Below are 22,868 nucleotides of genomic sequence, written 5' to 3' on the forward strand. Positions count from 1 at the left end.
ATTTCAAAAAACCCTGCTAAAGCAGGGTTTTTTTATATCCATAATAAAAATGCTCGCTATTGAGAGCATTTAAAATTCAAAAGATTATTCTGCTTCTTTTTTAAGTTGATATTTATCAGCTAATTCACCAGTAATTTCTTTACCTTCCAAATCTAGTGCTTTTAAATAACCTTCAGCTACAAAATATTTTCGGCTATCACCAGCTTTGTCTAATTCGATAATAGATGGGTTTTTACTGTCAAATTGGAAGCTACCTTTGCTTTCAAATGGTTTGCCATCGCCTTTACCAAGATAAGTTTCTTTGATTTCATAAGTTTTATCTGAATTAAGCTCTAATTCAGTTTCAATACCTTCACAGTCAGCACATGGTAATACACCTTGATAGGTGCCATTCCAGTCTAAGGCATTTTCAGCAGTGTGAGCATTATCTGCAATTGCTGCTTCTGACGCAGCTTCACTTGTTGCTACGGCAGGTGTTTGTTCTTCAGTTTTTTTATTCTCAGTTTTGCTACACGCTACAAGAAAAATAGAAGCAATTGAAAGAGCAATTAATGATTTTTTCATTTTCAATGAACCTTGTTGTAAAAAAGATCGATACCTAAGTTATGAAAAATAATCAATAAAGTGTAGTCATCGACTGTGGGAGTTGTTTAACTTTTAGTAAAGCTTTGCTTGTTTAAGTTTATTTAGGTTAGATTTATATTAATAGTGACAAAGATTTGAGCTAAAATAATAAGTAATTGATATAAAACTCTATTTAAAAACAGGTGTTTTTGGCGTGATGGCTTAACTTTAGACTTTAATATTTAAGAGGTTATTTATTTTGAAATATAATCATTTGATGTATTTAGGCTAAGAAAAAAGCCCTCATCTTTCGATGAGGGCTTTTTGAATCTGGAGCGGGAAAGGAGACTCGAACTCCCGACCCCAACCTTGGCAAGGTTATGCTCTACCAACTGAGCTATTCCCGCAATACGAACGCATTATAAAGAGTTTAATAAAACTGTCAACTCTCTATGCTACTAAGTGTTTAATTAATCAGCACGACGCCAAATTGTACCTTGGCGAGTATCCTCTAAAACCACACCTTGGTCTAACAAAGACTGGCGAATACCATCAGCTTTTGCAAAATCTTTCGCTTTTTTTGCATCAACACGTTGTTGAATAAAATCTTCAATTTCTGTATCAGAAAGGGTAAGTGCCTCTTGACCGATGTCAGACTTTAAAAATTCTTCAACATCATGCTGTACAAGACCAAGAATATTGGTCAAATAACATAATGTTGAATAAAGAACAGTCGCTTGATCTGCCTGCTCTTCTTTTACTGCTCGATTTAACTCTTTATTCAGTTCAAATAGAACAGCCATTGCTTCAGCAGTATTGAAATCGTCACACATTGCATGATTGAAGCGTTCAACAAAGTTTTGATCTAAATTTTCAACCATTTTTTGACCGTAGACTTGCTGATAGGCTTTAAATGAATGGTAGAAACGGCTCAATGCGGTCTTAGCTTCTTTTAATGCAACATCAGAAAAGTTCACTGGGCTACGATAATGTGATGACACAATAAAATAACGTATCACCTCAGGGTGAAACTTCTCCATAACATCACGAATGGTAAAGAAGTTGCCTAAAGATTTAGACATTTTTTCACCATCAACATTGATGAAACCAACGTGCATCCAATAGTTGACATATTGTTCGCCTGTTGAAGCTTCGCTTTGCGCAATTTCATTTTCATGATGAGGGAACATCAGATCCGAACCGCCACCATGAATATCAAAATGATTACCTAAGCAGCATGTCGACATTGCAGAGCATTCAATATGCCAACCTGGACGACCATTGCCCCAAGGCGAAGCCCAAGCTGGTTCATTTTCCTTGGCATGTTTCCAAAGTACAAAGTCAAAAGGATGTTTCTTTTCAACTTCAACGTCGACACGCTCTGAAGCACCTGCTTGCATATCATCTAATTTTCGACCTGATAAGCGACCATATTTGTCGAATTTAGTGACTTCAAAATATACATCGCCATTAGTCGCAGGGTATGCTGCACCTTTATCGACTAAATTGCTGATCATGCTTTGCATTTGATCTATATATTCAGTCGCTTTAGGCGCTTCGTCTGGCGCTGCGCATCCTAAGTTGGCTGCATCTTCATTCATTGCTTCAATGAATCGAGCAGTAAGTTGTTGAATGGTTTCGCCATTTTCATTAGCACGTGCGATGATTTTGTCATCAATGTCGGTAATGTTACGGATATAACGTACCTTCCAACCTTGGCTACGCAAGAAGCGGATAATGTAGTCAAATGCAACCATAACTCGAGCGTGCCCGATATGACAGTAATCATAAACAGTCATACCACAGACATACATATCGATTTGTCCTTCTTTGCGTGGGACAAATTCAACTTTTTTACGTTGCTCAGAGTTATATAAAACAAAAGGTTGCATAAGGGTTTTCAAACACTCTACAAAATTAGCGTTACATCATAACGTATGCATCTTTTTTCATAAAGTTGATTGGAGAAAAAAAGATGATTAGCTTGATGTGGATTGGAATGACTGAATTCTGTTTTAGGACCTAATAAATTTCAATAGAGGATCATTTGTTGAATCAAGCTGAAAACAAGGCAGTGTATAGAAGCAAATTTATTTGAAAATGAATTTAATACGAGTCAAGATGTTTAGAAATTTCAGTGGCTAAGAACGATATGTTTTCTACAGAGAACCCTTTCAAAAAAGTAGGTGTTGCACTTCTGGTCATCGGTGTTCTTGATATTATTCTGATGATTTATTGCATTATCAATCAAATTGGTTACTCATCCAGTTTTAATATATTCGCTGTGATTGTAAGTATTCTTCTTCTAAAAGGCAGTGTTAAGACAGCACGTATAGCACGATGGTTGAGTATATTCTTCTTTACCATGTTTATTGGGGGTATTATAGGTGCAAGCCTATTGATGCCTTTTGACCTGTTAAAACTACAAATAAAATTGAATACGTGGTCTGCGATAGTTTTTTTCCTGTTCATGACGTTCTTTCTTTACTTTATGATCTGGATTTATCGTCAGCTTTCTTCTCCCCATGCATTGAGACGATTAGCTCAAGCAGGCTATGCAACGGGTAGACCTTTGTCAGCTTATCTGTCTGCAACCTTCCTATTTATCTTTATGATCGGAATGTTAATTTTCTTACAAGGTAGTGAGTCAGAGAAGAAAGCTAAGGAATTGGCTCAGCAAAAACTTGGCTCTGGTTTCCAATACTATGTTTCTAGTATTTCTTTCTCTGAAAATTCAGGGCAGGCAAATGTAGTTGCATATTCAGATAAGGAAATTCGGAATGTTCAGGTAAGTTGGTGATCACGCTAAAATAAGCGATTGAAATATATTTTCCTTCGCTTTATGGCGCTATTTATGATTACTGAGTTGACTAATGGTTTTGAGTTATTTCTCTCCATCTTCCTTGAAATCTTATACATTTGGAAACGTGCACAACTTACAGTTGTGCTAGAATCTCCACAATTCTTTCGCTTAAAATCATCCATCATCAAGTGGATAGAGTACTATTTTGAGTCAAACTCATATGTCACAAACCATAGATTTCCAAAAAAGTGCATTAGAAACATTGCGTGTCGAACAACAAGCGCTTGACGTACTCGCTGCACAAATCGATCAGCGATTTGATAAGGCTTGTGAAATTTTATTGCAGTGCTCAGGTCGAGTCGTTGTAACAGGGATGGGAAAGTCAGGGCATATTGGTCGGAAAATGGCTGCGACTTTTGCATCTACAGGTACACCTTCATTTTTCATGCATCCAGGTGAAGCTGGGCATGGTGATCTAGGTATGTTGGTTCGAGGTGATGTGCTGATTGCAATTTCAAACTCTGGTAAGAGTGATGAAATTATGATGCTCATGCCATTGATCAAGCATCTAGGTGTACCTTTAATTACGATTAGTCGTGATGAAAAAGGTCCGATGCCACAAAATGCCGATGTGGCTTTGACGTTGGGCTTGGCGGATGAGGCTTGTCCTTTAGGTTTAGCGCCTACCTCAAGTACGACAGCGACTTTGGTGCTAGGTGATGCTTTAGCTGTGGCTTTGTTAGAAGCACGTGGTTTTACTGCTGACGATTTTGCGCGTTCTCATCCAGCCGGTGCACTTGGTAAAAGATTACTATTACATGTTAAACACGTAATGCATACAGGTGATGAACTTCCAAAAGTGAAGCCCGAAACACCAATGAATAAGGTGTTGTATGAAATCTCAGATAAGCGTTTAGGTTTAACAACAGTCGTTGATGAAAATGATATCTTATTAGGTATTTTTACCGATGGTGACTTACGTCGAATGATTGATCAACAACAAGGTTTTGATGTAAATCTGCTTGTTGAAAAAGTAATGACCAAGAATCCATTAACCATATCTCAAGAAGCCAGAGCGGTTGAAGCATTAGAAAAAATGCATGAGAGAAAAATTAATCAATTTGTCGTTGTTGATGATGCTAATAAAGTGATTGGTGTGATCAGTATGCATGACCTTATTCAGGCGGGAGTAAATTAAGCCATGGCATCTTATGCTTTACAAGAACAAGCACGTCATTTACAAGCTCTCGTGCTTGATGTGGATGGTATCTTAAGCGATGGCTTTGTCACTTTAACTAATGCTGGTGATGAAATTAAATCATTCGATATTCGAGATGGTTTAGGTATGAAGTTAGTTCAGCAAGCTGGTCTTAAAGTCATTATTATCACTGGACGTAAAAGTAATATTGTTGAAAAACGCATGTCAGATTTAGGTGTGGATCTTGTTTTCCAAGGCAGGGAAGATAAAGGAACTGCTTTACGTGAAGCTTGTGCACAATTGAATCTTTTACCTGAAGATTGTTTGTATATGGGCGATGATTGGCCAGATTTATCCGCATTTGCAATTGCTGGAATGAGTATTACGGTTCCAAATGGACATGATGAAGTTCGTCGTCGTGCTGACTTAGTCACTCAGGCAATGGGTGGTCGAGGAGCTGTACGAGAAGTATGCGATATGCTGTTGATGGCAAAAGGTGTTTACCAAGAGCTACTTGCAAAATACTTAGCTGTACCACATTAATATACTTATCACTCAAAGGTTAGGTAACCCTGTTTATGGATACCAAAGTTTTATATGTTGTCGCTGTTTCGGTTGCTGCTTTGAGTGGTGGTTATTACTATTACAGTGGCAAAGCAAAAAAGCTAGATGTCGAATCGTCGAAGAATATGACTTATTCAGCGCAGGGTGTTCATCTTACACAAACAGATGAGCAAGGTAATTTATATATTCGTGCTGAAGTGAAACAGTTACAACAAAATATGCAACTGAAAACATCTCAGCTCGATCAGTTAAATGCTGTTATGTATAAAAATGGAAAAGCGGATGCAACTTTTTATGCAAAACAAGCAAATACGTTTAATGATAATACTAAAGTTATACTAACGGGTAATGTGGTTGCAACGAGTTTATCTGACCAAGGTAAAATGGAATTTCTTACTGATGAACTTACAGGTTATCCAAAAACAAGAGAATTAGAAACTCAACATCAAGTCATCGTTCAATCTCCTAGTGCTGAGTTTGTAAGTCAAGGTTTAAAAGCAAATTTAAATAATGGTCAATATGAATTTTTTAAAGTTCGAGGAAAGTATGCGCCAACTTCTTAATACCAAATTTCGTCCAGCTTTCCTAAAACAAGTTGTTTGCGTTACTGCTTTAGCATTAACTTCAGTCACAAGTTTTGCTCTGCCTTCAGATCGTAATCAACAATTATCATTGGTTGCTGATCGTGCGACATATAACGATAAAACAGGCATTACAACCTATACGGGTAATGTAGTCATTGAACAAGGAACAATGAAATTACAAGCTGATTCTATTGTTGCTACTTTAAGTGCCAAAAAAGAAATTCAGACCATCACTGCTAAAGGTCAGTTAGCAAAATTTCAACAGCAAATTGATTCTAATAAAGGACTGGCAAGAGGAGAGGCTCAGACCATTGTTTATAATGCCGAGACTGGAATTTTGACATTAACAGGCAAAGCTTATCTTTATCAAGATGGCTCAAGCATACGTGGTAATAGCTTAAAATATAGTATGAACAAGGGCGATGTAGAAGCTCAAGGTTCTTCATCTAATCGAGTTCAAATTATTATTCCACCGACCAGTACTAAAAGTTTTCCAGGAGCACGTGATTAATGGATCGATCTGTGCAAACACTATGTATTAAGCATCTAGCTAAAAACTACAGTAAACGCTGGGTGGTAAAAGATGTTTCCTTTACCATGCAAAGTGGTCAAATTGTAGGCTTGCTCGGGCCTAATGGTGCTGGAAAGACAACAAGTTTCTATATGGTGGTCGGTCTTGTCCGTATGGATAAAGGTGAGATTCATCTAGATAATTTGGATCTATCTGATCTTGCAATGCATGAGCGTGCCCGTAAAGGAATTGGTTACTTACCTCAAGAAGCATCGATCTTTAGAAAACTTACAATTGCTGAAAACATTATGGCAATTTTAGAAACGCGTAAAGATTTGAATAAGCAGCAACGTCAGCAAAGACTGACTGAATTATTGAATGACTTCAAGATTAGTCATATTAAAGACTCATTAGGCATGAGTGTTTCTGGTGGTGAACGCCGTAGAGCAGAAATTGCTCGTGCATTAGCTGCTGATCCTAAATTTATGTTACTCGATGAACCTTTTGCTGGAGTAGATCCAATTTCTGTTGGTGACATTAAGGATATTATTCAAACATTAAAAGACCGTGGAATTGGTGTTTTAATTACTGATCATAATGTTCGTGAAACACTTGCGATTTGTGAGAAAGCTTATATTGTGAGTGAGGGTTCTGTGATAGCAGAGGGTACTCCACAAGAGATACTAGATAATGAACAAGTACGTAAGGTTTATTTAGGTGATGATTTTGTGGTTTAAATCTGAGCAATTAATATTTTAAAAGAGCATTTATTGCTCTTTTTTTATAAATTTGAAATTTAAACTGTAGATACATGATTAATATATAGGTTTTAAAAGATTTTTAAAATGCATCTAATTGATTTTAAATGTTAATTTGTTTTAAGAATATCATCTTTTTAATATAATAAGATCATAAAGAGTGTGAGCTATTATACAAAAAACAAACACTTAAATAGGTATTAATTAGTGTTTAGAGCATAGTGCTTTTCCTAAAAAAATGAGTAGAATGAATGTGCTTTTAAATGATAACAATATGACAAGAATATGAGCATCAAGATAGATAGAAAGTTAGATGATGGAGCACGTAAAAGATGTACAGATTTAAAGTGGCTAATATATATAGCGTCGTTATCTGTTTCAATTACTCATGCAACAACACCAAGTGAGCAATATCATACTTTAAAAAACAATATATCCCAGTTGTTTTCTCCAAAGAGTAATGATGACTTTAAAACTGCGAATATGCAGAAACTAAGTAATTTCTCAGTTACTACATCGACGACGGAACTCCCCGTTGTGGGGTCTGGGCGACCAATGGATGTGGTACCAGCCGCATTATGGCAAAGTGAACGTCGGGTTTTGAAAGATGCCGTTCAAATTGCAGTTCAGCGTAATCCTGAGATTTCACAAACTTTAGCAACTTTAGCAGCTCAAAATGCCAATATTGATGTGGCGAAAGCAGGATATTACCCACAGATTACAGGTGGCGTAAATACTGGGGATTTAACTAGAAAAGGTGAGCGTGGTCGTCAAGTTTTAGCTTTAAACGCATCTCAGATGCTTTATGATTTTGGCAAAGTCAAATCTGGTGTAAATACTGAGCAAGCGCGATTAGTTGTAGAACAAGCGAATGTACTCGTTAAAATTGATGATATCTCACTTGATGTAGCTCAAACTATAATCAATATTCAGCGCTATCAAAAACTTATACAAATCGCAAACCAGCAAATTGCTGGGATTCGACGTATTCAAGAGATGGCAAATCTCAGAGCAAATGCGGGGATTAGTAGTCAAGCCGATCCAGTGCAAGCCCAATCTTACTTACAGTCTGCTCAATCTGCTTTGATTGCTCAGCAGTCACTGCTTGGACAATACCAACAACATTTATATACCTTGCTTGGTTTTGATGCTGGGAAAACGCAATGGGCTATACCTGAAGATTTAGTTCAACAATCAGAGCTTTATGCTGCTCCCAAGTTCAATACCATTCCGCAAATGATTGCTGCACAAGCAGGAATTGATGTGGCGCGTTCACAAAAACATCAAACACAATTGAGTCGTTATCCGACTTTATCAGTCAAAGGTGAACTGAGCCAAGCATTAAAAGGTCGTAACCCGAATAATGATAAAGAAGGCGGTTTTGATAGTGCAATTATGCTTGAAGCAACCAGTCAGTTTTATCAAGGTGGGGCAACATCTTCACAAATTCGTGCAGCCAGTTTTGCTGAAGAAGCAGCAAAAGCACAAGTGAATGCGGTTTATTTGAAGGTACTAGATCAAATACGTATGAGCCGAGAGCAAATTGAAAATAAACAAAGACAAATGCAGGTTCTTATGAGTCGACAAGCAACGACAGTAAGAACAAGAGAGCTTTACCAAGAACAATATAAATTAGGCACTCGATCTCTCGTAGACTTATTAAATGCTGAGCAAGCGATTCATGGAGCAAATTCAGAATTAGAAACAGCACGATACGATATTTACAGCAGTATAGCTCAATACATTGCGACGACAGGACGTTCGCGTCAAGCCTACGACTTAAATAATATTTCAATTCAGGGGTTTGAAGTTCAGCCATGATGACAAAAATAAACTATCAACCGTGGTTACAAGCGGTACTTACAGTTGCAAAACATTATCGAATCGAACCTTCTGAAGAAAGGGTTCGTTTACAGCTTGATTGGAATCAGAATCAAAATTTAGATGAAATATTATTATTAATGACCCGACAAGTTGGGCTTAACTTACGCAAAGTTAAATTTAGCAATGATGTGGTTAATCCTTGGCGATTACCTGTGATTGTTGAGCTGAATGATGGTCAAGTCGGAGTGATTGACAAGGCTGATACTGAAGGAAATGTCAGCATTCAATTAAGTGGTGATCAAGGTTTATCGCAGAAATTTGCGGTTGGTGCTTTAAAGCATATTGTCAAAAGCATCTATGTGTTACGCCCAGAAAAATCAGTTCCTGATGCGCGTATTGACGAATATATCAAGCCTTACGAACAAAGCTGGTTTTGGTCGATCGTATTGCAAGACTGGAAACGCTATATAGATATTATGTTTGCTTCACTGATGGCAAATATTTTGGCTTTAGCTACAATTATTTTCTCCATGCAAGTGTATGACCGTGTTGTGCCATCGCAATCAATTCCGACTTTATGGGTGCTTGCAGGTGGTGTATTAATCGCAGCCGTATTTGAATTTATTCTTCGTGTTTCTCGTGTTTATTTATCGGACATTATTGGTAAGCGTGCAGATTTGCGTATTTCTGATCGTGTATTTGGGCATGCTTTACGAATTAAGAATAGTGAACGTTCAAAATCTACGGGGACATTCATCTCACAAATCCGTGAGCTTGAAGGTGTGCGAGATTTAGTTACTTCAACAACGATGGGTGCGATTGCAGATTTACCGTTCTTTTTCTTATTCCTGATTATTTTTGCAATTATTGGTGGTAATTTATTTTGGGTCATGCTTGTTGTCGTACCTTTAATGATTTTACCAGGCATATTAGTTCAGAAAAAACTCGCAGAGTTGGCTCAAGAGGGTATGCGTGAATCTTCTATCCGTAATGCCATTTTGGTTGAAGCGGTACAAGGGATTGAAGACATAAAATTATTACGTGCTGAATCTCGATTTCAAAATCAATGGAATCACATGAATGAAGTGTCGGCAGACATTAGTATGCAACAACGTAAAATTGTTGGTGTATTAACTGCATGGACTCAGAAAATTCAAGGTCTCACCTATGCTGCCGTCATTTTAGTGGGCTGTTTCGCTGTTATGGAAGGTGAAATGACAACGGGTGCGTTGGTTGCTTGTTCGATCCTTTCTTCAAGAATGCTCGCACCAATTTCACAAATCACAGGTATTTTAGGGCGGTTACAGCAAGCAAAAGTTGCGAAGAAGAGTCTTGATGAGCTGATGCAAAAAGCTGTAGATCAACCTGATCAAGCACATTTAGTCCATAAAGAAGTTTTAAATGGTGACTACGAACTTAAAAATGTAATGTTCCAATATACGGAAGATGATCCAAGACCTAGTTTAGCGATTCGACATTTAAAAATTAAAGCAGGTGAAAAAATTGCGATTTTAGGACGCAATGGAGCAGGTAAATCAACACTGCTGCAAATTTTATCGGCGATGCAATTTCCTAGCAATGGTACAGTACATTTAGACGGTTTGGATATAAGTTTAATTGATCCCGCAGATGTTCGCCGTGATATGGGCTTACTGAATCAGAATGCACAATTGTTCTACGGAACGATACGTGAGAATTTAACATTGGGTGCGCCATTAGCGCGTGATGAAGATATTTTAAAGGTATTGAAAGTCACTGGTGCTTTAGGTTTTGTGCAAGAGAAGAAAGAAGGTTTAGACCACTTGGTTTTAGAAGGTGGAGTTGGTTTCTCAGGTGGACAAAGACAAGCATTGTTACTCGCACGTTTATTGATTCGCCAGCCAAATATCTTGTTATTAGATGAACCTACTGCTGCCATTGATGATGTTGCAGAAAAGCAATTAATTGATCATTTAAAAGGATGGTTATCTAATCGTACTTTAGTTGTTGCTACACATCGTCGTGCCGTTTTGGAGCTGGTTGATCGTATTATCGTGATGAACGATGGCAAGGTTGTAATGGATGGACCAAGAGAACAAGTTCTAAATCAATCAACAGTACAACAAAAACAAATTAAACAAGGAGATGATTCATGAGTGAAGAACCACAAACAAATAACCGCTCAATGAATGTTTCTTATAAAGAACCAAATTTACCACGTTCGACCTTAGTGATCTGGATCGTAGGGATTGGTTTAGTCGTATTACTGGTCTGGGCTTGGTTATTTAATTTAGAAGAAGTTTCCACTGGTACAGGTAAAGTGATTCCTTCTTCAAAAGAGCAAGTTATTCAATCGCTCGAAGGTGGTATTTTAACGAGATTAGATGTGCAAGAGGGTGACATTGTTCAAAAAGGCGAAATTCTTGCTCAGTTAGATCCTACACGATTCGCTTCAAATGTAGGTGAATCCAAATCTCTTTTGGTTTCTTCACAGGCGACTGCTGCTCGTTTAAGAGCAGAAGTAAATGGTGCAGCTTTAGCCTTTCCTGAAGATGTTTTAAAAGAACCTAAGTTAGTTAAAGAAGAAACAGCACTATATTATTCTCGTCGTGACAATTTAGAGCAATCTATTGCTGGTTTTCAACAAGCACTTAAACTTGTTCAACAAGAATTAATGATGACTGAGCCTTTGGTAGCCAAGGGTGCTGCGAGTGAAGTTGAAGTCTTGAGATTAAAACGAGAAGCAAATGATCTTCAAAATAAAATGAATGATGTACGAAATCAATATTATGTAAAAGCTCGTGAAGAATTATCTAAAGCAAATACTGATATCCAAACCCAGCAACAAGTGGTGATGGGGCGTAGTGATAGTTTACAACGCTTAGTGTTTAAAGCGCCTGTTAGAGGGATTGTGAAGGAAATTGATGTTACAACCTTAGGTGGTGTGATTCCGCAGAATGGTAAGTTGATGACAATTGTACCTTTGGAAGATAAATTACTCATCGAAGCACGTATTTCACCAAGAGACATTGCATTTATTCGCCCAGAACAAGAAGCATTAGTAAAAATTACTGCTTATGATTATTCTATTTATGGTGGTTTAAAAGGTAAGGTCACTGTCATTTCACCTGATACCATTCGTGATGAGGTAAAACAGGATCAATTCTATTATCGTGTTTATATTCGTACTGATTCTGATAAATTACACAATAAAGCGGGTAAAGAGTTTGGTATTACACCAGGTATGGTTGCCACAGTAGACATTAAAACAGGTCAAAAAACGATTATGGATTACTTGCTTAAACCATTTAATAAAGCAAAAGAAGCTTTGCGGGAACGTTAAATTTTGATGGTTTAAAACCTCGCGTGATGCGAGGTTTTTTATTTAGCATGTAAAAAGCTATAATCTTGTTTTAAATTTTATATTTATGTTTTATGCCATTCACCATTGCTAGTTCGGTTACTTTTGAAGAAGACATTAAAAAAAGTCGTTTCCAAGCGATTGCAGCAGTTGTCGAAAATGAGCAACAAGTAAAAGACTTTTTAGCAGAAAACAAAGATTTATCTACAACACATCAATGTTGGGCATGGAAAATTGGTCACCATGTTCGCTTCAATGATGATGGAGAGCCTTCAGGAACAGCTGGAAGACCTATTCTTGCTACCATAGAAGGCAATGAACTAAGCAATGTGATCGTTTTAGTCAACCGTTGGTACGGCGGTGTAAAGTTGGGAACTGGTGGTTTAGTCCGTGCTTATGGTGGTTGTGCGGGTCAATGTTTGTTATTGGCTGAAAAAATAGAGTTGATTGAAAAAAAAGAGGTTCAATTTTCTTGTTTATTTAACGAGTGGGCAATTCTTCAATATGAATTATTACATCAACATATTGAATATCAAGAAAGTTATACTGAAATAGGTGTTGTTGTTTTAGCACGACTACAGATTCATCAAATTGAGCCTTTAAAATTAAAACTTCAAGATGTGAGTAGAGGACGTGAGAAATTACATGTATGTGATGACTGAAATTTTTTTGTTCTCTATTATGAGGCAATGCCTCTCGGGGCGTGAGCAACTTAAGCCCATAGAGGAGTGTCAGAAATGATCAATGATCCTTTATTGAAATATAGGGAACAACATAAACATCGCCTCAATTATATGCCTTGGTTGTACTGGTCACTTAAAACTAAACATCGAGAATGGGCTGAAGCATGGCAAATAGAATATCAAGCCTATCTCATGGATATGGAAACGATTGAGATCGGTAAAAATTGTTTTATTTCGCCGTTAGCGCATATTTTTGCAGAGCGTGGACGCAATATTATTATTGGAGATAATACCTTTATTGCAGCAGATTGTACTTTACATGGACCATTAGAGATCGGTAACGAAGTTGCAATTAATCATCATTGTATTTTAGATGGGGGGAAGTCAGGAATAAAATTACATGATCAAGTGAGAGTAGCGGCTTATAGCCATTTATATGCTTTTGATCATGGTATGGATTTAGACCGTCCCATTTACCAACAGCCTGTCACTTCTAAAGGGATTGAAATTGGTCGAGATGTTTGGCTTGGAGCACATGTTGGAATTAAAGATGGTGTGAAAATAGGTAATTATGCCGTGGTTGGTATGAATAGTATGGTCACAAAAGATGTAGAAGACTATGCTGTTGTTGCAGGAAATCCAGCAAAATTGATACGCTATCGAACTGAATAAAAAGCATAAAAAAATCTCATGAGATTCTATACATAAATTTAACCCACCATGCTTTTATCTGTGTTAAGTTAAAAATAAGTAGAAGACCTAAGGTATTTACCTAAAGAGAGGCGAATATGAACCGTGTCATTGCATGTATTGATTCTTCACCCTGTATTGATGCTGTTGCTGAAGCAGCAGTTTGGGTTGCAAAACAAACGCAGAGAGAGTTAGTACTATTGCAAATCTTGGACTATTATCCAGCGAGCTATCACTTAGGTGAAATTAGCGGGGTGATTGGCTTTGAGAGCAATGCGATGCTCTTAAAAGAACTTGCTGAGTTGGAACAAAAACAAAGTGAGTTAGCACTCGATTATAGTAATAATCTACTTAAGCACATTTCAGATTTAATTGAAAAGCAATACGGACTCACCAGTACCAAAATTCAGGAAAAAGGTGATTTTCTTGAACAAAGCTTCAATATCCTGAATGAAAATGATGTCGTTATCATTGGTCGTGTAGGTGAAAGGGCAGCAGAAAAAAACAAACCTATTGGTAGTAATGTTGAAAACTTTATTCGTGGAGCGAATTGCACAGTAATCACTGTAGGAGAACATTTCCAACCACCGAAGCGTTTTATTTTTGCTTATGAATACTCTCCAACTTGTCAGAAAATGCTCCAACGAATTGCCCAAAGTGATTTATTGAAAAAACTCCAGTGTCATTTGCTTTATGTAGGTGATCATCCTGAAATGCTCGCAGAGCCAGAAAAGTATTTAACCGATGCTGGTTTAGAAGTTATTTCTATTTATCGATATGGCGATGTTGCACAAAATATTTTGGAATATCAAAAGGAACATGACATACAGTTAATTGTTTTAGGTGCTTTTAGTCATAGTAAAATTCACCAATTCTTCTTAGGAAGTATCACCACAACAATTTTTAGAAATGCCAATGTTCCACTTTTGGTGGCTAAGTAGTTCATTTTATTCTATATAGTTATCCGCAATTCCTGTGGATAACTATATGGAAAAGCATTTGAGATAAATATAATCTATTGAAATTGAAAGATTAAATTTAATAGGTTGTTTTTTAATCTCTATTTTACTATGGCTATTGCAAAGCCATCATGACCTTTTGAGCCTACCGTTTGTAAAGCAGTACACGATAATAATTGAGGATGGTCTTTTAAAGCTGTAAAAGCTTCACGAATGCCTTCAATACTTGGCTTTTTATTGGTTTCATCTAAGATCGCACCAGCACGAATAACATTATCTAGTACGATAATAGTGCCAGAGTGTGCAAGCTTTAGGCTTAATTCAAAATATTCACGATAACTTTGCTTATCAGCATCAATAAATATGAAGTCAAAAGCATCACTTCCATCAGCGATTAACTGATTCATGATGTCTGCACCACGCCCTTTTTTTAGTTCGATGTTCGTTGGCATATTGGCATAATCAATATTTTCTTGAGCAATAATGACATGCGTATCTCGTCCTTCAACTGTTAGCAGATAGCCATCTTTTGGAAGTGCTTTAGCAAGCCAAATGGTGCTATAAGCACCAAAAGTTCCTAACTCAAGTACACGTTTACATTGATTCATTTGAATCAACATTTGTAGGAACATACCCTGATTAGGTGCAACAGCCAAATGATTAGAAAACCCTTGCGTGTCAGTATTATCTAAAGCATGTTGAAGTCTTGGATCTGTGGGAATTAAATGAGAATTGATATAGTCATCAATGTCGGTCCACATCTGTTGCATAATCAAATTTACCTATGAATCTGTTAGCTGCATTTTAAACATTTATGAAGAGAGTGCAATTTGATTGCAAAATTAATCATCATCTATGAAATGAAAAAGAGATCTTAATGATCTCTTTTCTATTTTGCGGACGATCTGTATTAAAAATTACACATAGAACTATTACGAGTTAAATCTGGTCCCCAAGTGCGATAGCCTTGTGTATCAATATGAATTTGTCCAGAGCTATATAAACCGATACCTAAGTTTAGGCTTTGACCATGCTGTCCCCAAAATTGACACAGTTTAAATTTAGTCTGTTCGATGTAAGCATAGTCTTGAGGCTGTGGATATTCCGGACCAATACGAAAATCGATAGCTGAGTTAAACAGGTGTTTTGAAGAACCTGCACCACCAGCACATTGGTTGAGTGGTAAATCACGATAGACTGAGGTGACTTCAAAATCGGTCAAAATTTTTGCTGCAATCAAATATTTAAAAACACGTAAAGTAGAAAGAGAGTTATTCCATAATTCACGGTTAGGAACCATATATTCTGAGCGACCGCATTTTTGCCAATCTCTTGCAGTGCGTAATAACTCAAAACTAGGAATAATATGTGCAACATTATTACGATTTAGAAATTGTTCATATTCTCGAACACGAGCATAGTTTTCGCCTTGGTTTAGCCATTGGCGGTATGATGTAGGTTCAACTTTACTTGGAATAGGTCGAGTGAAAGTGACTTGTTCCTGAGGAATATGAATTCTTTTACCTTGATTTTGATTTACTTTCGTTGAGCTGACACAGCCAACCATCATCGCAGGGATGAGACAAAACGTGAAAAGACCCTGTAATCGATTTCGCATCATAAGAAGGCAGTTCGTAATTTAGAGCTTATAGATGTATTATTTTAATGCAAAATAACGCACAAATAATGGTGCAATTGCAAAGAAATGTGTGCTTCAGGTATAAAAAAAGACCAGTCAGGACTGGTCTTTTTTTAATTATTTTTCTAAATATTGCAATTTATTTGGTTTACCATTCCAGTCTTCACGATCAGCAGGTTGCTCACCAATTTGAGTAATGTTGTTGCCAGCCCATGTTTCTGACAATTCAGCATTAAGCTCAATAAAGACTTCTTGACCTTCAGGAAGCTCGTCTTCCGAGAAAATTGCATTTGCTGGACATTCAGGTTCACATAATGCGCAATCAATACATTCATCTGGATTGATAACAAGGAAGTTTGGACCTTCATAGAAGCAGTCTACTGGGCAAACTTCAACACAATCTTGATATTTACATTTAATACAATTTTCAGTGACAACAAAGGTCATGGCGACAGCTACCTAAAAATACGGTTTTTTGTTTGGAATAGGCTATTGTAGGCAAAAAAGGGGGAAACAAACAATTGCTTTTATTGATATTGTTTATTTATACATGTGAAAAATAAGATAATATATTGATAATAAATGAAAATTTTGGTGGTGGTTTGAATTTTTCTAAAAAAATAAAGCATTTAACTATTTAAATCATCAAGTATTAGGGTAGAAATTGTGTAAATCGACGATTAAATTGCGATGATTAAATCTTTTTTTTAAACTTAATCATCTCAACATTAAGGTGCTGAAGATTAAATGGTATACAGTAAATGAATATCTTCAGGTTCGAGGCGAAAAAGCTGTTGGTCTGGGTTTTCTAAAGGATTTGCACCTTGTTTCAGATAGAAGTCAACAGTGCGTTTACTTGGTGTTGCTGAAATATAGAGCTGTTTTGCTTTGAGCTGTTTCGCTGCTGAAACAGCAGATTGCATTAGTTGCTTGCCTATACCCAAACCTTGATGATCAGCATCGACATAAAAATATTGTAAAAGCTTTGCATCAGGAAAATCTTGGATAATTTGATTGGATACCATTTGCACACCCAATAATTTATCTGAGTGATATGCTCCAATGCACAATCCACCTTGCTGATACAGATGTTTTAAGAGTAGTGGATCATTCAATAAATGATATTCATCCCAATGTTCAACATCAAAATAACAATCAACTAGCGTTAAATTCTGCTGATGTTGCAGATACATTTGTGTAATCAATTCGCGGCGGCTAATTTGTTGCCAAATTAAATCGATTTCTAAATCAGTCAGTGGTTTAAAATTTACCTTAATATAGTTTCTCCAATTCATTTGATTGAATTAAGTGTTTTGAGCAGAATCCAGTTTAATATCATCTGCTCATGTGTGTTAGCTTCAAAATCGTATGCCGAATTACGACTTCAAAGCAGTTTTGAGTAAATAGAGTTGTTCAAGTGCTTGACGCGGTGTTAGATCATCTACTTCGATTTGTTCCAATAACGCTAACGCTGGCGATTGAGTTTCCACTTCAATGATTTTCTCAATCACTTGAGTTTCAATTTCATGTTCTACCGCACTGAATAAATCATTTTGTACGCTACTTTGTAAATGCTGATGTTGCTGTTTTTCTAAAATTTTCAAACGCTTTTGTGCTTCTTTAATCACGTTTGCGGGAATACCCGCTAATTTTGCAACTTGTAAACCATGACTTTGACTGGCAGGTCCATGTTGAACTTTATGCAACAATATCAAATTGCCATTCAGTTCTTGAGCAGTAACGTGATAATTATCAATACCTGCTTCAGTTCCCAATTCAGTTAATTCAAAATAATGGGTAGCGAAAAGACATAAACATTTGACTCGTTTCGTCAAATCAACGACACATGCCCAAGCCAATGAAAGACCATCATAGGTACTTGTACCGCGACCGACTTCATCCATTAACACTAAAGATTGACTGGTCGCATGATGTAGGATTTGTGCTGTTTCAGTCATTTCAACCATAAAAGTAGATTTACCTGTTGATAAATCATCAGCAGAACCAATACGAGTAAAAATACGATCGATTGAGCCTAACTTTGCTGATTTTGCTGGCACAAAACTGCCGCAATAAGCAAGTAAGCTAATCAGTGCAATTTGACGCATAAAGGTGGATTTACCGCCCATATTTGGACCTGTAATAATCGCCATGCGATGTTGAGCATCTAGCAGCGTATCATTCGGTGTGAAAGGCGCTTTATTGATAGCCTCAACGACAGGATGACGACCAGCTTGAATCTTAATACTTGTTTCATGTGTATATTCTGGTCTAGCCCAGTTATTTAAACGCGATTGATGAGCAAAATTTGCAAGAACATCGATATTTGCAATTGCAGCGCTCATCATTTGTAAATGTGCAATATTCTGACGTAGTTCATCGAGTAGCGATTCAAATAAAAGTTTTTCACGTGCAAGCGCGCGCGATTCACTTGATAAGACTTTATCTTCAAAGCCTTTAAGTTCAGGAGTGATATAACGCTCTGCATTTTTGAGTGTTTGACGACGAATATAATCTGCTGGCGCTTGTTCTGCCTGAGCACGTGTTAGTTCAATATAGTAACCACTGACACGATTATAGCCAATTTTGAGTGTATTAATGCCTGTGCGTTGACGTTCCTTTATTTCTAAATTAATCAGGAATTGACCTGCATGATCTCGGATTTTCCGTAGTTCATCTAATTCATCATCATAACCTTCAGCGATCACATTGCCATCACGAAGTAGCACAGGAGGGTTTTCAACGATCGCAGCCATTAAATGCTGATGAAGGCTTTTAAAATCCCCTAGTTCAAGATCTAGTTGGGACAGTAATTTTGATGATTTGTTTTTTAAAACAGGCGCGAGTGAATGGCGTAGAAATGGAATTTGTGCGCAAGCTTGACGAAGTTGAACCAAATCTCTCGGACGAGCACTACCTAGAGCAACTCGGCTCAGGACACGTTCAATATCGCCAATTTCTTTGAGCACTAAACGAAGAGGGGACTCGTGATAACCTTTTAATAATTGTTCTGTAGCATCAAGGCGAGCATCCAAAATGGCAGTGTCACGTATAGGTTGCATTAGAGTTCGACTGAGTAAGCGTCCACCCATAGCAGTTTGGCAATCGTTGATCAATTGAAATAGTGAAGTTCCATGATCGAATAAAGGTTCAACAATTTCTAAATTACGACGTGTGATTGGATCAAGTGCGATAAAGTCAGTGCTTTGTTCTATTTGAATAGAACGGATATGTGGTAAGGCTGTTTTTTGTGTTTCTTTTGCATAATGGATTAAAGCTGCTGCTGCTGCTTTTGCAAGAGGCAAAGAATCTAAGCCAAATCCTGATAATGTTGAAACTGAAAATTGATCACATAAGGTTTTCTGTGCATTATTTAAATTGAAATCGACATTTGGGCGTTTAGTGATTGAGCAATCAAGATTTTTTTTGATTTGCTCAATAATGTTTTTATCAATCAAGTCCTCATCAATCAAAATTTCACTTGGCATTAAGCGAGATAGTTCGATTGAAAGCTGTTCTGGTTTGTATGGCTGCTGTTGGACTTTAAAAATACCAGCGCTTAAATCAAGAAGGGCAAAACCAATTTGATTTTGTTGAATACATACTGCAACAAGATTAGAGGATTGATAACTGCCTAACAGCGCATCATCAGTTAATGTACCAGGTGTTAAAACACGGACAACTTTGCGTTCAACAGGACCTTTACCTGTAACCTCACCAACTTGTTCACAAATTGCGACTGTGCGACCTGCTTTAACCAAACGGGCAAGGTAACCTTCAGCTGAATGATAAGGCACACCTGCCATAGGTATTGGCTCACCATTGGCTTTGCCGCGATGAGTCAGAGTAATACCTAAAAGCTTAGCGGCTTGATGAGCATCTTCAAAAAAAAGTTCGTAAAAGTCACCCATACGGTAGAACAGTAATGCATGCGAATATTCCATTTTGACCTTTAGATATTGCTGCATCATCGGCGTATGGGATGAAAGATCAGCCATAACTGAGTCACTGTTCATGCGTATTAAGTCCTTATATTTAAATGCTAATTAGTTAGTCTGAATGATTTATTCTAACTAACTACTCGAAAAAATCTAATCTAGTTTCTTAAAAATTGACTTTGGCGTTTAATTCATAAATCAAATATGAATTTGATAGAAAGATGATGCTCAAAGAGTTTATAGCTACATCTTAACAAATCAGTCGTAATTATCAAAAAGCAATACGAGTTCGATTGAGAAAATAACCAACAATAAAAAACTGATATCTGATTTCTTTAGCCAATTAGGTTATTGACAAGTTTCTACAATGATCTAATTCGAATTATTTTCATTAAAATTGACGAATTAAGATTAAAACCTACGTAGATTGAATGGAAAATTCACAATATATTTTTATACTTAATCTTATTTTTTAAGATATAAAATTAAAAAATACCAATAATTTTTTTTATATTATAGGGTAGACAGATAATGTACTGTGTTTTTTTATAATTTAGTTCATAGGGGTAGGATAATTATAATTAAATTTAGGTTGACTTTTTAAAATATAAGTTGCTGAATTTGTTTAATTTATTCGATTGTTTTATAGATTGCTTGCAAGTTTTTTTGCAATACATATGTATTTAATTGTGTGATATATTTTGCATAATGAGTATCTTAATGATAAATTTTGTTTAAATAATTTATATTTCTTAGACTTTAAATTTAATTTCATTCAGGTGTTTATAAAAAATGAAAGTTTATGAGATGGTATTTCATAAAGGTTTTGATGAAAGTACACGATTTTTTTTTAATATAAATAATGCTGCATCTCGTAAACACTTTATGAAACTCATGCGTGAAGATGTTGATCGAGAGTTAAGTAATTTTAAGAAAAGTTGTGTCAGTGATGCTAAATATGATTTATTAAATTTGTTTCAGGAAGTATATGCAGAAAGTCATTTTCATCTTGATACAATGGAAAAAGATTTTATCCAAAATGGGAAAGCAATTTTTTTTGATAATATTTTTTTGAGTGTAGAAGAAAGAGAAGTTTTAAAAATTTTATGATTTAATAGGTACTCATTTATTCAAATGAAGTTCTCAGACTTTACGATAGCATGTTTATAATGCTATATCGCACCCCCACTTTCCTCCCCAGAAAAGTGGGGTTTTTTTTGATTTAATATATAAGCTATACTGATTATTTATCATTACAGTTACAAAGCCAAAACATGTTATATATCAATTTTGCTGGGGCATTTCGAGGATAGACTAGATTGTGCTCAATAAGGAAAAAATCTATTCCAGACACAATAAAATATTTATTATTTAATCTCGAAAGAATTCTTCCTTTTCTTGAGTAAACTTTTATTTTTGAAGAAATTTTGAAATCAACAAGTTCATTGTTGGGTAGTCTAGAGAAGTCTATAGGTATATAGCCAAAACAATAATTACATTTCCATTTTTTCATAATTTTAATACTGAAATAATCAGTCTATTTTAAAATTTATGATTGTAAATGTTATAGAAATTATGATTAAAAACATTTTTTAATTAATTTATCTTGTTGTGTAAAAGAATTTACAAATAATGTTTTGCTATAAGTGTATGTTTTTTATTTGCTTTAATTGTTTTTTCTTAAAGGTTTGTTTTTTGATAATTATTTTACTTATTAACTTATTGAAATTTTCTTTAATAAAGTTGTAGTTTTTTATATTTTTTGATTGTTTTGCGAAATTAATTTAGAATTTTAATTTAATTTATTAATCCATACTTATCATTTGTTTTAAATTTGTGGTTTTTATTAATTATGTTTTAAAACACAAGAAAGCATTAACATGGAAAATAATTTAATAATAATTAACCGTATGAAAAATATAGGTAAATGTTAAAAAACCCCCAATTGATTAATTATTATACTAATTTATCGTCTAAGATAGTGTGATGTAATTCATGTTTATAACCTCTTATTGCGTTGAGGTTGACCTTTTTTTTGTCTAATTTAAGCACTAATTTGGGCGATTTTTATTTTAATCAATAAAATAGAAGAGCTTTAAATTGGATTTGTTTAATTAAATGATCCTAATAAGGGGCAGAAAATATGTCAGAAATAAGGGTTGTTTCTAAGGAAAGTCATGAAACCTTAGAGACCACAACAAAAGATACTGTTTCTATTTCCGAAGCATCAGTCGTTTTAATAAAAGTAAACAAAGATGATGTTTCTGAAATAAAGCAGGACGGCAGAAATGCAATTATTACTTTAAAAAATGGCGAACAAATTGTAATTGTTAATTTCTTTAAAGGTGGTGATTATTCAACTGACAATAGTTTAGTTTTTGAGGATAACGAACATAAATTACTTTGGGTTCAGTTTACTGATAGCAATGGAGCATTATTAGAAAATATTACATTTAGCTATATAGATAAGATTGAACCACTACTTTATCACGATGGTGTAGCATCGCCTTGGGCTTGGTTATCAGTTCCGTTAACAGCGGCAGGAATTTTGTGGTGGGCTAATAATGACGATGATAAATCTTCGTCTACTCAGCCAAAAGATACAACTCCACCAGCAGCACCAACTGATGTTGCAGTAAGTGAAGATGGTACAACCGTTACAGGTAAAGGCGAACCGGGCACTAAAGTTATCATCAAAGATGAAGATGGTAATGTTATTGGTGAAGGCACGGTTAAACCAGATGGCACATTTGAAGTTGAATTAGATGAGCCACTTACCAATGGAGAAGAAATTACAGTTGGTCTAGAAGATC

Annotated in this window: 21 protein-coding genes and 1 tRNA gene; 14 read left to right on the forward strand and 8 right to left on the reverse strand. The window is 35.9% G+C overall.

Going from position 1 to position 22,868, the window contains the following annotated elements:
* Window positions 1-84: 84 nt before the first annotated feature.
* From F933_RS02090 to cysS, 3 genes are all read right to left on the reverse strand, one after another.
* Window positions 85-564 (reverse strand): copper resistance protein NlpE, encoded by a 480-nt coding sequence (locus F933_RS02090; RefSeq protein WP_005058112.1) that lies wholly within the window; start codon window positions 562-564, stop codon window positions 85-87.
* A gap of 331 nt (window positions 565-895) precedes the next feature.
* Window positions 896-971 (reverse strand) — tRNA-Gly (locus F933_RS02095).
* A gap of 63 nt (window positions 972-1,034) precedes the next feature.
* The gene (cysS, locus tag F933_RS02100) at window positions 1,035-2,456 is read right to left on the reverse strand and encodes a cysteine--tRNA ligase (protein WP_005058114.1); all 1,422 of its coding nucleotides are present in this window, start codon (window positions 2,454-2,456) and stop codon (window positions 1,035-1,037) included.
* A 245-nt stretch (window positions 2,457-2,701) separates the two neighbouring features.
* Here cysS and F933_RS02105 point away from each other — a divergent pair, with 245 nt between their 5' ends.
* From F933_RS02105 to F933_RS02160, 12 genes are all read left to right on the forward strand, one after another.
* Window positions 2,702-3,364, forward strand: a complete 663-nt coding sequence (locus F933_RS02105) for a hypothetical protein (RefSeq protein WP_228127858.1) — start codon at window positions 2,702-2,704, stop codon at window positions 3,362-3,364.
* Between the two features lie 223 nt (window positions 3,365-3,587).
* Window positions 3,588-4,565, forward strand: coding sequence for a KpsF/GutQ family sugar-phosphate isomerase (locus F933_RS02110; RefSeq protein WP_005058120.1), 978 nt, complete (start codon window positions 3,588-3,590; stop codon window positions 4,563-4,565).
* Between the two features lie 3 nt (window positions 4,566-4,568).
* Window positions 4,569-5,108: a KdsC family phosphatase gene (locus tag F933_RS02115; RefSeq protein ID WP_005053095.1), complete on the forward strand. Its 540-nt coding sequence runs from the start codon at window positions 4,569-4,571 to the stop codon at window positions 5,106-5,108.
* 35 nt (window positions 5,109-5,143) lie between these two features.
* Window positions 5,144-5,692 carry an LPS export ABC transporter periplasmic protein LptC gene (gene lptC, locus F933_RS02120; RefSeq protein ID WP_005053096.1) on the forward strand — a complete coding sequence of 183 codons (549 nt, stop codon included), beginning with the start codon at window positions 5,144-5,146 and terminating at the stop codon, window positions 5,690-5,692.
* On the forward strand, window positions 5,676-6,224 hold the full coding sequence (gene lptA / locus F933_RS02125) for a lipopolysaccharide transport periplasmic protein LptA (protein WP_005058122.1): 549 nt from the start codon (window positions 5,676-5,678) through the stop codon (window positions 6,222-6,224). The genes lptC and lptA overlap by 17 nt, the downstream gene beginning before the upstream one ends.
* The gene (lptB, locus tag F933_RS02130; protein ID WP_005058124.1) at window positions 6,224-6,961 is read left to right on the forward strand and encodes an LPS export ABC transporter ATP-binding protein; all 738 of its coding nucleotides are present in this window, start codon (window positions 6,224-6,226) and stop codon (window positions 6,959-6,961) included. Before lptA ends, lptB begins: the two co-directional genes overlap by 1 nt.
* A 306-nt stretch (window positions 6,962-7,267) precedes the next feature.
* Window positions 7,268-8,803 (forward strand): TolC family protein, encoded by a 1,536-nt coding sequence (locus tag F933_RS02135; RefSeq protein WP_005053099.1) that lies wholly within the window; start codon window positions 7,268-7,270, stop codon window positions 8,801-8,803.
* Window positions 8,800-10,941, forward strand: coding sequence for a type I secretion system permease/ATPase (locus F933_RS02140; RefSeq protein WP_005053100.1), 2,142 nt, complete (start codon window positions 8,800-8,802; stop codon window positions 10,939-10,941). The genes F933_RS02135 and F933_RS02140 overlap by 4 nt, the downstream gene beginning before the upstream one ends.
* Entirely contained in the window at window positions 10,938-12,128 is a 1,191-nt protein-coding gene (locus F933_RS02145; RefSeq protein WP_005058126.1) for an HlyD family type I secretion periplasmic adaptor subunit, read from the forward strand. The genes F933_RS02140 and F933_RS02145 overlap by 4 nt, the downstream gene beginning before the upstream one ends.
* A gap of 92 nt (window positions 12,129-12,220) precedes the next feature.
* Complete coding sequence (locus F933_RS02150) at window positions 12,221-12,808, forward strand: IMPACT family protein (protein WP_005058127.1); 588 nt, start codon at window positions 12,221-12,223, stop codon at window positions 12,806-12,808.
* 75 nt (window positions 12,809-12,883) lie between these two features.
* Window positions 12,884-13,501, forward strand: coding sequence for an acyltransferase (locus tag F933_RS02155; RefSeq protein ID WP_005058129.1), 618 nt, complete (start codon window positions 12,884-12,886; stop codon window positions 13,499-13,501).
* A gap of 116 nt (window positions 13,502-13,617) precedes the next feature.
* Window positions 13,618-14,460 carry a universal stress protein gene (locus tag F933_RS02160; protein ID WP_005053106.1) on the forward strand — a complete coding sequence of 281 codons (843 nt, stop codon included), beginning with the start codon at window positions 13,618-13,620 and terminating at the stop codon, window positions 14,458-14,460.
* 119 nt (window positions 14,461-14,579) lie between these two features.
* Here F933_RS02160 and F933_RS02165 read toward each other — a convergent pair whose 3' ends face one another.
* The 5 genes from F933_RS02165 to mutS all read right to left on the reverse strand — a co-directional run bounded on the left by F933_RS02165 (window position 14,580) and on the right by mutS (window position 20,133).
* A complete protein-coding gene (locus F933_RS02165; RefSeq protein WP_005058131.1) occupies window positions 14,580-15,248 on the reverse strand; it encodes an O-methyltransferase in 669 nt (222 codons plus the stop codon).
* Window positions 15,249-15,388: 140 nt separating this feature from the next.
* Window positions 15,389-16,099, reverse strand: a complete 711-nt coding sequence (locus tag F933_RS02170; protein ID WP_005053108.1) for a D-Ala-D-Ala carboxypeptidase family metallohydrolase — start codon at window positions 16,097-16,099, stop codon at window positions 15,389-15,391.
* A 135-nt stretch (window positions 16,100-16,234) separates the two neighbouring features.
* Window positions 16,235-16,564, reverse strand: coding sequence for a ferredoxin FdxA (gene fdxA, locus F933_RS02175; RefSeq protein ID WP_005053109.1), 330 nt, complete (start codon window positions 16,562-16,564; stop codon window positions 16,235-16,237).
* 296 nt (window positions 16,565-16,860) lie between these two features.
* Window positions 16,861-17,412, reverse strand: a complete 552-nt coding sequence (locus F933_RS02180) for a GNAT family N-acetyltransferase (RefSeq protein WP_005058134.1) — start codon at window positions 17,410-17,412, stop codon at window positions 16,861-16,863.
* An 81-nt stretch (window positions 17,413-17,493) separates the two neighbouring features.
* On the reverse strand, window positions 17,494-20,133 hold the full coding sequence (mutS, locus tag F933_RS02185) for a DNA mismatch repair protein MutS (protein ID WP_005058136.1): 2,640 nt from the start codon (window positions 20,131-20,133) through the stop codon (window positions 17,494-17,496).
* A 714-nt stretch (window positions 20,134-20,847) separates the two neighbouring features.
* Between mutS and F933_RS02190 the strand changes: the two genes are divergently transcribed.
* On the forward strand, window positions 20,848-21,165 hold the full coding sequence (locus F933_RS02190) for a hypothetical protein (protein ID WP_005058138.1): 318 nt from the start codon (window positions 20,848-20,850) through the stop codon (window positions 21,163-21,165).
* A gap of 1,033 nt (window positions 21,166-22,198) precedes the next feature.
* A partial coding sequence (locus F933_RS17495; RefSeq protein ID WP_005058140.1) for a BapA/Bap/LapF family prefix-like domain-containing protein occupies window positions 22,199-22,868 on the forward strand: 670 nt, incomplete at its 3' end.

This window comes from Acinetobacter beijerinckii CIP 110307, assembly GCF_000369005.1.
Classification (GTDB): domain Bacteria; phylum Pseudomonadota; class Gammaproteobacteria; order Pseudomonadales; family Moraxellaceae; genus Acinetobacter; species Acinetobacter beijerinckii.

Coding starts and splice junctions, on each gene's coding strand:
- fdxA (WP_005053109.1), bottom strand. CDS start 16,564: ATGACCTTTGTTGTCACTGAAAATTGTATTAAATGTAAATATCAAGAT.
- lptA (WP_005058122.1), top strand. CDS start 5,676: ATGCGCCAACTTCTTAATACCAAATTTCGTCCAGCTTTCCTAAAACAA.
- F933_RS02165 (WP_005058131.1), bottom strand. CDS start 15,248: ATGCAACAGATGTGGACCGACATTGATGACTATATCAATTCTCATTTA.
- F933_RS02110 (WP_005058120.1), top strand. CDS start 3,588: ATGTCACAAACCATAGATTTCCAAAAAAGTGCATTAGAAACATTGCGT.
- lptC (WP_005053096.1), top strand. CDS start 5,144: ATGGATACCAAAGTTTTATATGTTGTCGCTGTTTCGGTTGCTGCTTTG.
- cysS (WP_005058114.1), bottom strand. CDS start 2,456: ATGCAACCTTTTGTTTTATATAACTCTGAGCAACGTAAAAAAGTTGAA.
- F933_RS02090 (WP_005058112.1), bottom strand. CDS start 564: ATGAAAAAATCATTAATTGCTCTTTCAATTGCTTCTATTTTTCTTGTA.
- F933_RS02155 (WP_005058129.1), top strand. CDS start 12,884: ATGATCAATGATCCTTTATTGAAATATAGGGAACAACATAAACATCGC.
- F933_RS02160 (WP_005053106.1), top strand. CDS start 13,618: ATGAACCGTGTCATTGCATGTATTGATTCTTCACCCTGTATTGATGCT.
- F933_RS02135 (WP_005053099.1), top strand. CDS start 7,268: ATGAGCATCAAGATAGATAGAAAGTTAGATGATGGAGCACGTAAAAGA.
- F933_RS02115 (WP_005053095.1), top strand. CDS start 4,569: ATGGCATCTTATGCTTTACAAGAACAAGCACGTCATTTACAAGCTCTC.
- F933_RS02170 (WP_005053108.1), bottom strand. CDS start 16,099: ATGATGCGAAATCGATTACAGGGTCTTTTCACGTTTTGTCTCATCCCT.
- F933_RS02180 (WP_005058134.1), bottom strand. CDS start 17,412: ATGAATTGGAGAAACTATATTAAGGTAAATTTTAAACCACTGACTGAT.
- lptB (WP_005058124.1), top strand. CDS start 6,224: ATGGATCGATCTGTGCAAACACTATGTATTAAGCATCTAGCTAAAAAC.
- F933_RS02150 (WP_005058127.1), top strand. CDS start 12,221: ATGCCATTCACCATTGCTAGTTCGGTTACTTTTGAAGAAGACATTAAA.
- F933_RS02145 (WP_005058126.1), top strand. CDS start 10,938: ATGAGTGAAGAACCACAAACAAATAACCGCTCAATGAATGTTTCTTAT.
- F933_RS02140 (WP_005053100.1), top strand. CDS start 8,800: ATGATGACAAAAATAAACTATCAACCGTGGTTACAAGCGGTACTTACA.
- mutS (WP_005058136.1), bottom strand. CDS start 20,133: ATGAACAGTGACTCAGTTATGGCTGATCTTTCATCCCATACGCCGATG.
- F933_RS02190 (WP_005058138.1), top strand. CDS start 20,848: ATGAAAGTTTATGAGATGGTATTTCATAAAGGTTTTGATGAAAGTACA.